This is a genomic window from Lachnospira pectinoschiza, from assembly GCF_020564355.1.
GTDB classification, from domain to species: Bacteria; Bacillota; Clostridia; order Lachnospirales; family Lachnospiraceae; genus Lachnospira; species Lachnospira intestinalis.
Window position 1 is genome coordinate 130,861 of record NZ_JAJCRR010000005.1, and the last position, 17,313, is coordinate 148,173.

11 protein-coding genes and 1 pseudogene are annotated in these 17,313 nt (G+C 44.1%); all 12 read left to right on the forward strand.

From position 1 onward, the window contains the following. The first annotated feature begins 23 nt into the window (after positions 1-23). On the forward strand, positions 24-1,925 hold the full coding sequence (locus LI288_RS11200; RefSeq protein WP_022432042.1) for an OPT family oligopeptide transporter: 1,902 nt from the start codon (positions 24-26) through the stop codon (positions 1,923-1,925). Continuing rightward, positions 1,906-2,262, forward strand: coding sequence for a PqqD family protein (locus tag LI288_RS11205; protein WP_022432041.1), 357 nt, complete (start codon positions 1,906-1,908; stop codon positions 2,260-2,262). Before LI288_RS11200 ends, LI288_RS11205 begins: the two co-directional genes overlap by 20 nt. Positions 2,263-2,437: 175 nt before the next feature. Continuing rightward, on the forward strand, positions 2,438-3,700 hold the full coding sequence (locus LI288_RS11210; protein WP_227090458.1) for an extracellular solute-binding protein: 1,263 nt from the start codon (positions 2,438-2,440) through the stop codon (positions 3,698-3,700). 33 nt (positions 3,701-3,733) lie between these two features. Beyond that, entirely contained in the window at positions 3,734-5,065 is a 1,332-nt protein-coding gene (locus LI288_RS11215) for a carbohydrate ABC transporter permease (RefSeq protein ID WP_022432039.1), read from the forward strand. Beyond that, positions 5,062-5,910 (forward strand): sugar ABC transporter permease, encoded by an 849-nt coding sequence (locus LI288_RS11220; RefSeq protein ID WP_022432038.1) that lies wholly within the window; start codon positions 5,062-5,064, stop codon positions 5,908-5,910. Before LI288_RS11215 ends, LI288_RS11220 begins: the two co-directional genes overlap by 4 nt. A gap of 252 nt (positions 5,911-6,162) precedes the next feature. Next, a complete protein-coding gene (locus LI288_RS11225; protein WP_227090459.1) occupies positions 6,163-7,854 on the forward strand; it encodes an extracellular solute-binding protein in 1,692 nt (563 codons plus the stop codon). Positions 7,855-7,862: 8 nt separating this feature from the next. After that, positions 7,863-9,698, forward strand: coding sequence for a DNA helicase RecQ (gene recQ, locus LI288_RS11230; protein WP_227090460.1), 1,836 nt, complete (start codon positions 7,863-7,865; stop codon positions 9,696-9,698). Between the two features lie 33 nt (positions 9,699-9,731). Next, positions 9,732-11,093, forward strand: coding sequence for an MATE family efflux transporter (locus LI288_RS11235; RefSeq protein ID WP_227090461.1), 1,362 nt, complete (start codon positions 9,732-9,734; stop codon positions 11,091-11,093). Positions 11,094-11,336: 243 nt separating this feature from the next. Then, positions 11,337-12,164: a zinc dependent phospholipase C family protein gene (locus LI288_RS11240; RefSeq protein WP_227090462.1), complete on the forward strand. Its 828-nt coding sequence runs from the start codon at positions 11,337-11,339 to the stop codon at positions 12,162-12,164. A 41-nt stretch (positions 12,165-12,205) separates the two neighbouring features. Continuing rightward, positions 12,206-13,330, forward strand: a pseudogene (locus LI288_RS11245) (MFS transporter). Between the two features lie 326 nt (positions 13,331-13,656). Then, complete coding sequence (locus LI288_RS11250; RefSeq protein WP_227090463.1) at positions 13,657-15,384, forward strand: ABC transporter ATP-binding protein; 1,728 nt, start codon at positions 13,657-13,659, stop codon at positions 15,382-15,384. Further along, the gene (locus tag LI288_RS11255) at positions 15,384-17,240 is read left to right on the forward strand and encodes an ABC transporter ATP-binding protein (protein WP_022432031.1); all 1,857 of its coding nucleotides are present in this window, start codon (positions 15,384-15,386) and stop codon (positions 17,238-17,240) included. Before LI288_RS11250 ends, LI288_RS11255 begins: the two co-directional genes overlap by 1 nt. Positions 17,241-17,313: the final 73 nt, after the last annotated feature.

Below are 17,313 nucleotides of genomic sequence, written 5' to 3' on the forward strand. Positions count from 1 at the left end.
CACTAAATTTTTGGAGGTTTCTAATGAAGAAAGACGAATTTAAGCCGTATATTCCGGCTGACAAAATTACGCCTGAGTTTACAGTGACATCTGTCATTATGGGTATTCTTCTGGCAATTATTTTTGGCGCAGCCAATGCGTATCTTGGTCTGCGTGTCGGAATGACTGTATCTGCTTCTATTCCGGCAGCAGTTATTTCCATGGGCGTTATCCGCGTCATTATGAAAAAGGATTCAATCCTTGAAAGTAACATGGTACAGACAATCGGTTCTGCCGGTGAATCCCTGGCAGCGGGAGCAATCTTTACACTTCCTGTATTGTTTTTATGGTCAAAGGAAGGTATTACAGAGGCTCCAAGCCTGATTACCATTTCATTAATCGCATTATTCGGCGGTATCTTAGGTGTGTTATTCATGGTGCCGTTAAGAAATGCACTGATTGTAAAAGAACATGGTGTGCTTCCGTATCCGGAAGGTACAGCCTGTGCAGAAGTTCTTTTAGCCGGTGAAGAAGGCGGTGCAAGTGCGAAGTCTGTATTTGCAGGTATGGGACTTGCTGCTTTATTTAAGTTTGTAGTCGATGGACTCAAAGTGATTCCAAGCGTTATTACAGTACCACTCAAGGCATTCAAGACAGAGCTTTCAGCAGAAGTATATCCGGCACTGCTTGGTGTAGGTTATATCTGTGGACCAAAGATCGCATCTTATATGTTTGCCGGCGGTTTAATCGGATGGTTTGTACTCATTCCGGCAATCATTACATTTGGCGGTTCCACAATCCTTTATCCGGGAACAAAGACGATTGCTGATATGTATGCTGCAGGCGGTGCTTCCGCAATCTGGAGCAGCTATATCCGATACATCGGTGCAGGTGCCGTAGCTGCGGGTGGTATCATCAGTTTAATTAAATCCCTTCCGTTAATTGTAAGAACATTTGCAGATGCAATTAAGGGCATGAAGGGTGCAGGAAACAGCAACAGCGCTGTTCGTACAGAAGTAGACCTTGATATGCGTGTAATCGGTATCGGTGTATTAATCATGATTATTGCAATCTGGCTGTTACCGGAAATTCCGGTATCTCCGCTCGGAGCAGTTATTATTGCATTATTCGGTTTCTTCTTTGCAACGGTTTCATCCAGAATGGTTGGTATCGTCGGAAGCAGTAACAATCCGGTATCCGGTATGGCAATTGCAACTCTGTTATTTTCTACACTCTGCTTAAAGGTGACAGGAGATACAGGTGTACACGGCATGAAGGGTGCTATTGCAATCGGTTCTGTTATCTGTATCATCGCAGCAATGGCCGGTGATACTTCACAGGATTTAAAGACAGGTTATATCCTTGGTGCAACCCCGAAGAAACAGCAGATCGGTGAATTAATCGGTGCAGTTGTTTCAGCAGTTACTATCGGAGGCGTTCTTGTATTACTGGATTCTGCATGGGGATTTGGTACAACAGAGCTTGCAGCACCACAGGCAACTTTAATGAAGATGATTATCGAAGGTGTTATGGAAGGAAATCTTCCTTGGGCGCTGGTATTCATCGGTGTATTTATTGCAATCGTTGTTGAAATTCTTGGAATTTCCGTACTTCCTGTAGCAATCGGTTTATATCTGCCACTGGAATTAAGCGCAACAATTATGATTGGTGGTGTTATCCGCTGGTTCGTTGACAAGAAGAAGGCTGATAGGGAAGAAAATAAAGATGCAAACAGTGGAATCTTATTCTGCTCTGGTATGATTGCCGGTGAGGGTCTTGTAGGTATCCTTCTTGCAATTCTCGCAGTTGTCAACGTAGCCGGTAAGATTGATTTATCAGGCAGCTTTACAACCGGAATTATTGGCGGCGTTGTATTAATGGTTGTTATGATTCTGTGCATCCTGAAGTTCTCACTTTGGAGTAAGAATGGCAAAGAAAACAAGTAAAAAAGATTTAAGAAATTATCTGGATTTTATACCGGTGCATCATGAGCAGTATTCCTATACGGTGTCAGATAATGGTGCAGTTACGGTTTACGTGGAAAATAAAGGCGTATTTAACAAAATTGCCCAGGTGGTTTTTAAAAAGCCGCGGATTTCCCAGATTCATCTGGATGAAATGGGGAATTTTATCTGGCCGTTAATGGACGGAAAGAATACGGTATACGATATTGCAGAACAGGTGAAAGCGCATTTTGGCGAAAAAGCAGAACCGCTTTACAACCGGCTGGTGCAGTATATGAGAAATCTGGAAAGCTACGGATTTATCCGTTTTAAAGAGTAATAGAAAGCGGCAGGCACATGGAATAGGGTGCCTGTCTTTTTTTATAAACGTCAATAAAAATCAACATGAATCTAAAATATCTGATATTTTAAAAAATTCCAACACCTAATATAATAAAACTATCAAAAATGTTTCTACTGTTTTAAAGGAAAACAGCAGGGGAATGGAGGGTTTTATGAAAAAAAGAAGAATGACAGCCGCATTTTTAGCAGCGGCACTTGGGGTAACAGCATTGACAGGCTGTGGAGGCACAGGCGGCAGTACCGATACGGGGAAAAGCACAGAGGCTGAAAAAATCAGTACAACGATTACCGTATGGGGCTGCGCAGAAGATCAGGCAGACGAGAATGGCAAATGGCTTCAGACGATGTGTGAAAAATTCAACACAGAACATCCGGAATGGGATCTTACATTTGAATACGGTGTCTGCTCCGAACAGGATGCCGGAAAGACCGTTCCGCAGGATCCGAGTAATTCAGCCGACGTATATTTCTTTGCAAATGACCAGTTACAGACATTAATTGATGCGAAGGCAATAGCAAAGCTTGGCGGTGAAACGGCAGATTACGTAAAGAGTACAAACTCACAGGCAATTGTAGATTCCGTTACGGTAGACGGAGCAGTTTACGGTGTACCATTTACAACCAACACCTGGTTTATGTATTACGATAAGAGCAAATTTACAGACAGCGACGTGAAGAGTCTGGATACAATGCTTGCAAAGGACAAGGTTGCATTTAATATCACAGAAGGCTGGTATATGTCATCATTCTTCCTTGCAAATGACTGTGTATATTTTGGTAAAGACGGAAAAGATAATGCAGCAGGAATTGATATTTCAGGTGATAAGGGTACAAATGCAACGAAAGCAATGGTATCTATGGTCAACAATCCGAATTTTGTAAACGATGCAGGCGGTGTCGGAATCGCAGGTCTGCGTGACGGCAGTGTTGCAGCTTATTTTTCAGGTTCATGGGATTATAAGAATGTAAAAGAAATTCTGGGTGATAATTTTGGTGCCGTACAGCTTCCGAAAGTCAAGATTGGCGGTACGGATAAGCAGTTAAAGGCATTTGCAGGTTCTAAAGCAGTTGCCGTGAATCCAAACTGTAAATACCAGCAGATTGCCGTTGCACTTGCAAAGTATTTAGGTGGTAAGGAAGCACAGCAGTCCCATTATGATTTACGTAGTGTAATTCCTTGTAACACAGAACTGCTGGCAGTAGAGCCGGTTAAATCCGATGTGCTTGTAACTGCACAGAATAATACCTTTAACAATACTGCTGTTATCCAGCCGACGGTAACTGGTATGAATGATTACTGGACACCGGCACAGAATTTCAGTAAATCCATTGTTAACGGAGAAATTACACTGGATAATGCTGCAGAAAAGACAGAAGAGTTTTACAAACTGATTAATACATCAATTGTAAAATAGAAATAAAACGCACACAGCGTTTGGAGGTTGCGTATGGAATTGGTTAATGCGTTCAAAAAGGGAGATTGGCTCACAAGAAGTTCAGCAATTGTGATGGGACTTGGCAATATCCTCAGAAAACAATTTATCAAAGGAATCTTATTCCTTTTCACAGAAGCAGCTTTCCTATTCTTTATGGCAGCCTATGGCTGGCAGTGCCTTCTGGCACTGCCGGGCCTTGGTGAAAAAGAACAGGGAGAAGTGTGGAATGAAACACTGGGCGTCTATGAATATGTTCAGGGAGATAACTCCCTGTTAATTTTACTTTATGGCATTGCAGTTTTATTTATTTGTGCCGCATTTATCTGTGTGTGGGCAGGTGCAGTAAAAAGTGCGTATCAGGCACAGGTCTGTATTGAAAAAAATAAGCCGGTGACAACATTTGCAGAGGACATTAAGTCCCTGTTTGATAAAAATCTGCACAAACTGCTTCTGACACTGCCGGTTGGCGGCATTTTGATTTTTACGATTCTGCCGCTGATATTTATGATAGCCATGGCGTTTACAAATTACAGCAAAGTAAACAGCCATCTTGTTCTGTTTGACTGGGTGGGGCTGGAAAATTTCCGGCAGATGTTTGATGTGAGCGGAACGTTCGGAAAAACATTCTGGTCTGTGCTTGGCTGGACAATTGTCTGGGCGGTATTTGCAACAGGTTTAAACTACATCTTAGGCATGCTGCTGGCGCTGCTTATTAATAGGAAGGGAACAAAAATCAAAGGCTTTTGGCGGCTGATTTTTATTTTGTCGATTGCCATTCCACAGTTCGTGTCCCTGCTTGTTATGCGCAGTATGCTTAGTCAGGATGGCATTATCAATGTAATGTTAAAAAATGCGGGCTGGATTCAGAAGTCCCTGCCGTTTTTCTCTAACGTCGCATGGGCGAGAATAACGGTAATCGTTGTTAATCTGTGGATTGGTATTCCATATACGATGATGCAGGTTACGGGAATTCTACAGAATATCCCACTGGAGCTTTACGAAGCGGCAGAAGTGGATGGTGCCGGTCCGGTAATCCGTTTCTTTAAAATTACATTGCCGTATATGCTGTTTGTGACAACACCATATCTGATTACGACATTCACAGCAAATATCAATAATTTCAACATTGTTTATCTTTTAACAAAGGGCGACCCGGTGCTGTCAGGCAATACCGCGGGCAAAACAGACCTTTTGGTTACATGGCTGTATAAGATGACGGTGGATTACCAGTATTACAATCTGGGTGCCGTTATCGGAATTATGACCTTTGTATTTTTGGCAATCGGTTCGCTGCTTGTATACAGACGGACGAAATCCTATAAAGACGAGGAGGGATTTCAATGAAACGAAAAAAGAAAATCAACAATATACTGGTGCATCTGTTTTTAAGCGTGCTTGCAATTATCTGGGTCAGTCCGCTGTTCTGGATTATCCTTACAAGCTTCCGCGCACAGAAAGGTGCTTATACCTCGTCATTTTTTCCGAAAAAATATACGTTTGACAATTATATCAAATTATTTACGGATACCGGAATTTTAAATTTTCCGAGAATGTTTGGCAATACGCTGTTTATTGCAATCTGTTCCTGCATTATTTCAACATTTTTTGTATTGTCCGTGGCATATTGTATGTCGCGCCTGCGCTTTCGTTTAAGAAAGCCGATGATGAATATTGCAATGATACTCGGACTGTTTCCGGGATTTATGGCGATGATTGCGGTTTACTATATTTTAAAAGCAGTTGGACTTTCAGAAGGCTCCATGATTCGTGTGGCACTGATACTGGTATACTCCGGTTCGTCCGGAATCCAGTTTTATATTGCAAAAGGATTTTTTGACACAATTCCAAAAACGATTGATGAAGCGGCTATGTTGGATGGTGCTACCAAATGGCAGGTGTTTACAAAAATCACTATACCGCTTAGTAAGCCAATTATAGTATACACGGTGCTCACGACCTTTATCGCACCATGGGTGGATTTCATCTTTGCAAGAGTAATATGCCGTGCCAATGCCGATTATTATACGGTGGCAATTGGTCTGTGGCAGATGCTTGAAAAGGAATATGTAGACAGCTGGTACACCTGTTTTGCCGCAGGAGCAGTCTGCATCTCAATTCCGATTGCAGTGCTGTTCATTTTCATGCAGAAGTGTTATAATGAGAGCATGTCGGGCGCGGTCAAAGGGTAGTGTCAGGGCTTTTTGCAGAGAACGCCTCAACGTGTTACTTGACTTCGGCTTATCTCTGCAAAAAGCCTGTGACGGTTGCGGCGTGGGTGTCTCACAAAGAACGCCTCACCGCTGTCGCTTAACTTCGGCTTATCTTTGTGAAATAGCCTGTGTAGACGGAAGGTTTGACGGCTGATTTCTGTGAAATAGCTTGTGAGAGAGTGACGTGGCAGGGCTTTTTGCAGAGGATGACTCGGTTTTGGAGTGTGTGGAATGATAAAAGGATTTAAAAAATTTTGTTTGTGTCTGCTGGCGGCGGGAGCTGCGGGCGGGATTTTAGCCGGGTGTAACAGCCCGGCTAATCGTGTTTTGTCCTCGCGGCAGGAATATGCAGAGCAGATGCAGGCTGCGGTATCGTCGCCGTTTGGCGCGTATCCCGAAACGGTTGTGTATACACTGGGAAAGATGATAAGCACGAATAATTCCAATATGCCGGCGGGGGATACGTATGAAGACAATGCGTATACGCGGTATATTAAGGAAGTGATTAATGTCCAGAACAGGGATGTTTTTGAAGAAGCCGATAAGCAGTATGATACCAACGTGAGCATGGCGATTGCAATGAATGAACTGCCGGATATTATGCTTGTGAGCAATTATGAGGACTTGGAAACGCTTATCGAAAATGATATGATAGAAGACCTGACGGTATCGTATCAGAACTGTATCAGTGACAGAATACGTGAAATGTATGCCAGCTACGGCGAAGACCTGATAGACAGCGTGACATTTGACGGTAAAATTATGGCATTGCCCGAAACGAATATTACGGACGGACCGAACCTTGTGTGGCTGCGGAAAGACTGGATGGATACGCTGGGACTTTCGGCACCGCAGACCATAGAAGATGTGGTTGAAATTGTACGTCAGTTTATAGATAATCAAATGGGTGGGGAAGAAACCGTGGGACTGGTCTGTGATACACAGATTGCAGGCGAGTGCGGCTACAGCAGTGAATATCTGCTTGATTTGATTTTTGCTTCTTATGGAGCATACCCAAAGCAGTGGATTACAGGTGATGACGGCGAGGTGGTATACGGTTCGGTGACAGACGAAGCCAAAGCGGCGCTTTCATATGTGCATACACTTTATAATGAAGGAATCCTTGAAAAAAATTTTTTGATACATACAACATCGAATCTGATTGAAATGATAGAACAGGGAAAATGCGGCTCGTTTTTCGGACCGTGGTGGGCGGCAAATAATCCGCTGGCATCTGCGGTCAGTGCTGTAGCGCAGTCTGAAAAGCCGGACTGGCAGCCGTATCTGATAGCGACGGATGCGCAGGGCAATACCTCGTATCACAGCCAGAATCCGGCATATAAATATGTGGTTGTAAGGAAGGGTTACGAACACCCTGAAATTGCCGCGAAGATGATCAGTGTAATGTTTGACAAAATCCGCTATGAGTGTGATTCGTCCGAAGAATTTGAAAAATATTATCAGTTAAATGTAGAACCCACGGCAAGACCGCTGGCAATCAATGTGGATTATAACAATGCGCTGGAGCTGTGCTATGAGGATATTGCGGCAGTTTTTTCCGGCGAAAAGCAGGAAGACGATTTAAAGCTGCTTGAAAAGTCTTATTATACTGCGTGTAAAAATTATATGGAAAATAAAGAATCTGCAGGAACCGATGCATGGGCGGCGTATATGACACGGATTAAAGCGTGTGAGGCAATCCGGGAAGGCTCGGTGATTACAGTACCGTCCTTGTATTTTAAAACCACTAAAACCATGAAATCGGAGTGGTGGAAATTAAAGGAAAATGAAAAAGAAGTCTATTTAAAAATCATCTGCGGCGAAGAACCGCCGGAATATTTTGATATCTTTGTGCGGTCATGGCAGGAAAATGGCGGCGCACAGATTACAGACGAAGTAAAAGCCGCCCTTGCGGCAGAATGAGGAAGATTTTGGAAAAACTAGAAGTATTAAAGAAGGTATTTGGTTACGACAGTTTCAGGGAAGGCCAGGAAAAAATTATTGATGCGATTCTGCGGGGGCAGGACGTACTGGGCATTATGCCGACCGGCGCGGGAAAATCGATCTGCTATCAGGTTCCGGCGCTGATGTTTCCGGGAATTACGGTAGTGGTATCGCCGCTTATTTCCCTGATGATTGACCAGGTGAAAGCATTAAACGATGCCGGAATCCATGCGGCATATATAAACAGTGCCCTGACGGAAACACAGATTACAAAGGCACTCTACAATGCAATGTGCGGGCGGTATAAAATTGTATATGTTGCACCGGAACGCCTTGAAACCGACCGCTTTCTGGAATTTGTCATGAATGCCGATATTTCCATGATTACAGTCGATGAAGCGCACTGTATTTCCCAGTGGGGACAGGATTTCAGACCGAGCTATCTAAAAATTGTCAATCTGATAAAGCGATTTCCGAAACGTCCCGTTGTCAGTGCATTTACGGCAACGGCAACGCAGACGGTTAAAGAAGATATCCAGTGTATTTTAGGACTGCAGAATCCGGAAGTATTAATCACCGGATTTGACAGGAAAAATCTGTATTTTGAAGTGCGCAAAACAAAGCAGAAGGATGCCGAAATTCTGGATTATCTGGAAAAACACAAGGGCGAGAGCGGTATTATCTATTGCTCCACAAGAAAAAATGTGGACAATGTATATCTGATGCTGCGTAAAAACCGCATTGCTGCGGCGCGCTATCATGCGGGTCTGGACAATGACACCCGCAAAGAAAGCCAGGAGGATTTTATCTACGACAGGGCGCAGGTGATTGTGGCGACCAACGCATTCGGCATGGGCATTGACAAATCCAACGTGCGTTTTGTCCTGCATTACAATATGCCCGCGTGTATTGAGAATTATTATCAGGAGGCGGGGCGTGCCGGACGTGACGGTGAGCCTGCCGAGTGCATTTTGTTTTATTCGCCGCAGGATGTGGTTATTCATGAATTTCTGATTGAACAGAAAGGGCAGAATACTGAATTTACGCAGGACGATTTAGATGTTATCAGAGAAAATGATATCCGTCGTTTAAATAAAATGCGTTTTTACTGTGCAACTAAAGAATGTCTGCGGGAATATATGCTCAATTACTTCGGGGAGTATACAAACCGCAGGGAATGTGGCAACTGCGGCAACTGCAATGCTTCCTTTGAAGAAAAAGACGTTACGGTGCTTTGCAGGGATATGATTGCCTGTATCCGGGAGAGCGGACAGCGGTATGGAATGGGAGTGATTATTGGCATTTTAAGAGGTTCAAATACCGCAAAGTTAAAAAGCTACGGTGTCAGCCGCTATGAAACCTTCGGAATCCAGAGCAAAACAAGCGAAGCGCAGCTAAAGGCGGTTGCAGAAGAACTGCTTTTAAAAGGGTACTTGACAGAAACGCCGGACATCTATAGAATAATCAAGCTGGATAAAACATGCGAAGAACTTTTAGATGAGGGCGCTTCTTTTTCAATCCGCTGGTCAGAACGAACGGAAAAAATGGCAGAGGCAAAGGTCAAAACGGCAAAAAGCCGTGCAACCGATACGCTTTCGCCAAAGCAGCTTGCGCTTTTTGGTGCGTTAAAGCAGCTGCGTCTGACACTTGCAAGAGAAGAAAATTTACCGCCGTACATTATCTTTTCGGATAAGACACTGATTGACATGTGTCATAAAATGCCGCATACACAGCAGGAGATGCTTGATGTCAACGGTGTCGGTGAAAATAAATTTGCACGGTATGGAGAAGCATTTATCCGGTGTATTACGCAGAACAGTTGATTGTTTTGTAAGAATTTTTTACGGAGGTTTCTCATGACGAAGAATATGACAGAGGGTTCACCGATGAAGCTGATTCTGGGATTTTCCATACCTATGCTGTTTGGTATGCTGTTCCAGCAGTTTTATAATCTGGTGGATACCATGATTGTAGGAAAAACGCTGGGCGTTGATGCGCTGGCAGGTGTCGGTGCAACAAGCAGTATTAACTTTATGATTATTGGTTTCTGCATGGGCGTGTGTGGTGGATTTGCAATTCCCGTGGCACAGCAGTTTGGTGCGCAGAAATATGAACAGCTCAGGCGCTATGTATACAACGGCTATTTATTAAGCGTTGTGTTTTCGATTGTGCTGACGGCGCTTTCCGTCTTTTTCTGCCGGAATATTCTGACGGTAATGCGCACGCCGGAGAGCATTTATGAATATGCGTATGCGTACATTGTCATTATTTTTGCCGGGATTCCGACCGTATTCTTATATAATATTGTATCGAGCATTATCCGTGCGCTGGGGGACAGCAAGACACCGGTCATCTTTCTGGTGTTTTCGGCAGTGTTAAATATTATTCTGGATTTTGTATTGATTCAGGGACTTAAAATCGGTGTCGCGGGAGCAGCTGTGGCAACCGATATTTCACAGCTTGTATCGGGTGTTGCCTGTCTGATTTATATGAATAAACGCTACGAGGTTTTAAAGCTTTCGGCAAAGGACCGCAGGGCGGGAAAACGGTATATGATCAATCTCTGCATGAACGGGATTCCAATGGGGCTTCAGTATTCAATTACGGCAATCGGCAGTGTTATTTTGCAGACCGCCGTCAATACGCTCGGTGCAACGTATGTAGCAGCGATGACTGCCGGCAGTAAGATTTTTACATTTACGTGCTGTCCGTTTGATGCGCTCGGTTCCACTATGGCAACCTACGGCGGGCAGAATGTCGGTGCGGGCAAATTAAAGCGCCTTGGAAAAGGAATCCGTGCAGCAGGCATTATCGGTGCGGTTTACAGCGTGGGTGCGCTGATACTGCTGTATTTCTTTGCCGATTATATCGCCCTGCTGTTTGTCGATGCAAATGAAGTGGAAATCATTCATCTGACATATCAGTTTATTTTATATAGTGCGCTGTTTTATATTCCACTGACCTTTGTCAATGTTGTGCGTTTCTGCATACAGGGTATGGGCTTTTCGGTATTTGCGATTCTTGCAGGCGTATTTGAAATGGCGGCAAGAACCTTTGCGGCAGTCCTGCTTGTGCCGAAAATGGGCTACACCGGTGCATGTCTTGCCAATCCGTGTGCGTGGATAGCCGCCGACATCTTTCTGATACCGGCATTTATTTACTGCTGTAAGCGGCTGGAAAAAAGCACGCGCAAAGGCAGGACAGCGATGAGCGTGTAAAAAGTATCTTCCTTACCGGGTAAAACCAGCAGGGAAGATATTTTTTGCCTTTTTACATACATTTCAAAAAAATTTACGGATATTTTACTGTAATAAGGTAGTAAATTTTACAAAGCCTGGGATAAACTAAATAATATAAAGAGCGAAAACAAACAACCCTGTTGGCAGATGAGAAATCGCCTGCGCGAGTTTCTCATCGCCACCTCGCAACAAGGTTGCTCGGAAAATCGGAATGGAGGAAATATGCCATCAACATATGCACATTACAGAATGGGGCAGGAGGTTTATCGTAATCTCACAGGAAAGCCCAAACAAATTATAGAAAAGTACAAGGAATTATATGATATCGGACTGCATGGACCGGATATTTTGTTTTATTACAAACCACTCTTTGCCAATCCGGTCAATCAGGTCGGATATGCGATGCACGACCGTCCGGGCATTGAATTTTTCAGGCAGGCATCCTTGGTGATGCAGAAAGCGGAAAATAAGGAAGCGTGTGAAGCGTATATTTACGGCTTTTGCTGTCATTTTGCACTGGACGTCAGCTGTCACGGCTACATTGATGAAAAAATTGCGGAAAGCGGGGTCAGCCATACGGAAATCGAAGTGGAATTCGACCGTAAATTAATGCTGACGGACGGGTTTAATCCGCTGACACACAATCTGACGGGGCATATTCATCCTACTTTGAAAAATGCCGAGGTTATCAGTCCGTTTTATAAAAATGTAACGCCACAGCAGGCAGAGCAGGCATTACAGGGCATGATTACCAATAATAAACTTTTAATAGCTCCATCCTATTTTAAGCGTTTTTTGATTTACGGTCTGTTAAAGGCAACGGGAAATTATAAGGAAATGCACGGTCTGTTAGTCAATTACAGCGAAAATCCGCAATGCACGGACAGCACCCAGATGCTGATGCAGCTCTACCGCGATGCCGAAAAGCTGGCGGAGCGGTTAATTGATGAGTATGAGGACAGCGCATCGGGAAAAATTCCGTTCGATAAGCGGTATGGTCTGACCTTTGGCGGAAAAGAAAAAGATGAACCGCTGGAAATGTGCGGGTAAACAAATGGCAGAACGTATATCACTTAGAAATGGAGCAGAAAATGGGAAAGAAATTAACAAAAAATGAAAGAAACTGGATTTTGTATGACGTGGGAAACTCAGCATTTACACTGCTGATTGCGACAATTTTACCGATTTATTTTAATTATCTGGCGGGCAATGCCGGAATTTCATCGGTGGACTATCTGGCATATTGGGGATATGCGGCATCGGTTGGCACGATTCTTGTAGCACTTGCAGGTCCGGTGCTCGGAACCATGGCGGATACAAAGGGTTTAAAAAGTCGATTTTTACGGCGGCGATTTTAGTATGCATGGGGATATATCGGAAGCTGTGTGCCGTTTATTGTCTGTCTGGTGCTTGTGCTTGGCAGCGGAAAAATCGGTATCAGCATGGAAATGGCAATGGGAGCCGCTTTTTTAATCATTGCCGTCTGGTGGCTTGTGATGTCGCTTCCACTGTTAAAAGGCTATGAACAGAAATTTTATGTAAAAAAGCAAAAGCACGCAGTAAAAGAAAGCTTCTGCCGTCTGGGACAGACCTTTGGCAATATCCGCAAAGAAAAACATATTTTTATGTTTCTGCTGGCATTTTTCTTTTACATAGACGGTGTATACACGATTATCGACATGGCAACGGCATACGGCGCTGCACTGGGACTGGACAGCACAGGACTTTTGCTGGCACTGCTTGTTACGCAGATTGTTGCATTTCCGTGTGCGATACTTTTCGGAAAATTATCCGGTAAAATGGAAACCAGCCGCCTGATTACCGTGTGTATCTTTGCTTATCTTGGAATTGCAATCTTTGCTGTATTTTTAAAGAGCCAGATTCAGTTCTGGATACTTGCGGTACTGGTTGGAATGTTTCAGGGTGGAATTCAGGCGTTGTCCCGTTCATATTTTACAAAAATCATTCCTGCCGAAAAGTCCGGAGAATATTTCGGACTGATGGACATCTGCGGAAAAGGCGCATCATTTATGGGAACAACGATTGTAAGCCTTGTATCTCAGATAACCGGAAACATCAACGCCGGTGTAGGCATGATTGCGGTTTTATTTGTAGCAGGCATTATTTTGTTCCGTAAATCAGTGTCACTTTGCAATATAGAAAAAGGTGAAGAGGTGTATCCTGCACCGGAAATGCCACAGCGCTCGTCCATTTAACTTCCGTTTATTCCTGACTATGGGACGGGGAAGGTGTGGCAGCTCCGGGGAGTGAACAGGAAGTGGTATAGAAATTAAAAGATGAAACTTTGCAAGAAATGTAGTGCAGAGTTTCATCTTTTTGTATTTTAAGGGGTAAAGCGATGCACAATATATAGAATGAAATTTATAAAAAAGTTGGAAAAGTTGCATTTTTTATTCAAAAAAGGTTGGAAAAGTTGCAAAAACAGGGCTATTTTGGGTTGGAAAAGTTGCAAAAATCCTCTTGACATTTCAAAAACTTGAATCTACAATTATTGCACATACAACAGTTGGAGGTGCAATAAATGTTAAAGAGAATCTTTTCTTATATGAAACAGTATAAGAAATATGCCTTTCTGGCATTGTTTTGCATCGCGGTGGAAGCGGTGCTGGAGTTAATGGTTCCGATGATTATGGCGGATTTGATTGACACCGGCGTTGCGACAGGCGATGAAAGATACATCTATCAAAAAGGATTTCAAATGGTACTCTGTGCGGCGGCGGCACTGGTGCTTGGAATCGGAAGCGCCCGTTTTGCGGCGCTTGCCGGTCAGGGACTGGGCGCAAACCTGCGTGAAGCCGAATACGAAAAATTGCAGTCGTATTCATTTGCCAATATCGACCATTTCAGGGTATCGTCGATTGTGACACGTTTAACAAGCGATGTCACGAATATTCAGAATGCCGTTTCAACCGGTATGCGCCCGTTTGGCAGAAGTCCGGTCATGCTGATTTTTGCAACGGGCGTGGCATTTTCCATTAATTCAACACTGGCGCTCGTATTTTTCGTGGCACTGCCGGTACTTGCCGTGTTACTCATTTGCATTATTGTAAATGTACGTCCGCTCTATTCCAAAATGCAGTTTGCGATAGACCGCATGAACCGCACGATTCAGGAAAATCTGACGGCAGTCCGTGTAGTCAAAGCCTATGTGCGGGGCGATTATGAAATCGCAAAATTTGAAGAAGCAAATCTGAATCTGAAAAAAGAATCCGAAAAAGCATTTGGCATTGCCGTGTTAAATATGCCTGCCATGCAGTTTGTCATGTACGCAACAATACTGTCCCTGCTGTTATTCGGCGGTTATCTGATTCATGAGGGCAGGCTCGGTATCGGCGAACTGACCGGATTTTTAAGCTACGTCCTGCTCATTTTAAATTCACTGATGATGATGTCCAACGTATTTTTAATGATGACACGTTCTCTGGCATCCGGCGCGCGTATCCTTGAGGTCATCGATGAAAAAATAGATTTGACCGATGAAAATGCAAAGGATATCAGCGTAGAGCGCGGCGAAATCGAATTTGACCATGTGTGGTTTAAATATAAGGAAGAAGCAAAAGAATATGTGCTTTCCGATGTATCATTTCATATTAAAGCCGGTCAGACAGTAGGAATTATCGGTCAGACCGGTGCGGCAAAAACCACGCTTGTCCAGCTGATTCCGCGTCTTTATGATACCGTGCGGGGAACGGTAAAGGTGGACGGCGTTGATGTCAGAAATTATCCGATGCAGCATTTAAGAGATGCGATTGCTATGGTACTTCAGAAAAATACACTGTTTTCTGGAACAATGCTTGATAACTTAAAATGGGGCGATGAAAACGCTTCCATGACGGAAATTGAAGAAGCCTGCCGGATTGCCTGTGTCGATGAATTTATTGACCGCCTGCCGGACGGTTATCAGACGGAAATGGGACAGGGCGGTGTCAATGTGTCCGGCGGTCAGAAACAGCGCCTCTGCATTGCAAGAGCCATTTTAAAAAAGCCGAAGGTACTGATTTTAGACGATTCAACCAGCGCGGTTGATACGGCGACAGAAAGCAGAATCCGCGAAGGACTTGCAGAGAAACTGCCTGATATGACAAAAATTATTATTGCACAGCGCATATCTTCCGTGCGCCATGCGGATCAGATTATTATTTTGGACGGCGGAAGGGTAAGCGGTATCGGTACACATGAAAGCCTGCTTGCTTCCAACCGCATTTATCAGGAAATTTACGAATCCCAGAAGGAAGGAGCGGATTTATAATGGCAAAATATGTAGGATATAAAAGACCGAAAGACACGAAAAAGACAATCCGGCATCTGCTGGTATATTTAGGCATGCACAAATGGTCCTTTTTGCTGGTTGCCCTGCTGGTACTTATCAGTGCCGGAGCCAATATTACGGGAACATATCTTTTAAAGCCGGTCATTAACCGCTTTATCGTTCCGGGAGATTTAAACGGACTGGTGCGTGCCGTTGCGGCAATGGGCGTGATGTATCTGTGCGGCGCACTGGCAACGCTCGGATATAACCGCTTAATGGTGAAGACCTCGCAGAAAGTCATCCGTGAAATCCGAAGCGATTTATTTGCACACGTACAAAAACTGCCCCTGCGGTATTTTGATGCGCATACACACGGCGAATTAATGAGCCGTTTTACCAATGATGTCGATGCCGTACAGGAAGCGATGAACAACAGCTTTGCAATGATTATCCAGAGTTTCATGATGCTTTTCGGTACGGTGATAATGATGATGGTACTCAGTATCCGGCTGTCGCTGATTGTTGTGGTATTTTTAATTGTTATGTTTGTGGTTATCCGCTTAAATGGAAAGCACAGCAAAAAATATTTTAACCGGCAGCAGGAGGAACTCGGCAAAATTAACGGATTTGTACAGGAAATGGCAGAGGGACAGAAGGTCGAAAAGGTCTTCAATCACGAAGCAAAAGACTATGCGCGTTTTTGTGAACTCAGTGAAAATTTCAGAAAGCAGTCCACCAATGCTCTGTCCTTTGCCGGTATGATGATACCAACCATTGTCAGTCTTTCCTATCTGAATTATGCGGTGTCTGCCTGCGCGGGCGGCCTGCTTGCAATTCGGGGACTGATGGATTTGGGAAGTCTTTCGGCATATCTGGTATATGTGCGCCAGAGTGCAATGCCGTTAAATCAGTTTACCCAGCAGGTCAATTTTCTGTTGTCTGCGCTTTCCGGTGCGGAACGAATTTTTGACATGATGGACGAACAGCCGGAAGTGGACGAAGGTAACGTGCATTTATGTCACGTTGTAAAAAATGCGGACGGCACACTGACAGAATGTGAACAAAGCACACCGGATTACGCATGGAAAGTGCCGGAAAACGGCGGCTTCCGCTATGTTGAATTAAAAGGTGATGTGCGTTTTCAAAATGTAGTCTTTGGGTACACCGATAAAAAGCGCGTATTAAACGGCATTTCTCTTTTTGCAAAACCGGGACAGAAAATCGCATTTGTCGGTTCAACCGGTGCGGGAAAAACAACGATTGTCAACCTGATTAACCGTTTTTATGAAATCCAGTCGGGAACGATTACCTATGACGGTATCGACATTCAGCAGATTGCAAAAGACGATTTGCGCCGCTCACTGGCAATGGTTATTCAGGATACGCATTTATTTACGGGAACGATTGCGGACAATATCCGGTACGGCAAGTTAGATGCGACTGACGAGGAAGTTTATGAGGCAGCACGCATTGCCAATGCGGACTCCTTTATCCGCAGACTGCCGGACGGTTATGATACAATGCTGTATGCAGACGGCAGTAATCTTTCGCAGGGGCAGCGCCAGTTACTTGCGATTGCGAGAGCGGCAGTTGCCAAACCGCCGGTGCTTATTTTAGACGAAGCGACCAGTTCTGTAGATACCCGCACCGAGCGGCTAATTGAAAAGGGCATGGATGCGATTATGGAAGGCAGAACGGTATTTGTCATTGCACACCGCCTGTCAACCGTGCGAAACTCCAAAGCAATCATGGTATTGGAAAAGGGCGAAATCATAGAGCGCGGCAGTCATGAGGAATTGTTAGAACAGCGGGGCAGATACTATAGGCTGTATACGGGACAGTTTGAATTGGAATAATGTGAAAAATCCTTAAATCTAAGATTTTTCACACAGCGCTTTGTGCCTCAGGCGTCACAAAGCCGCTTTTTAT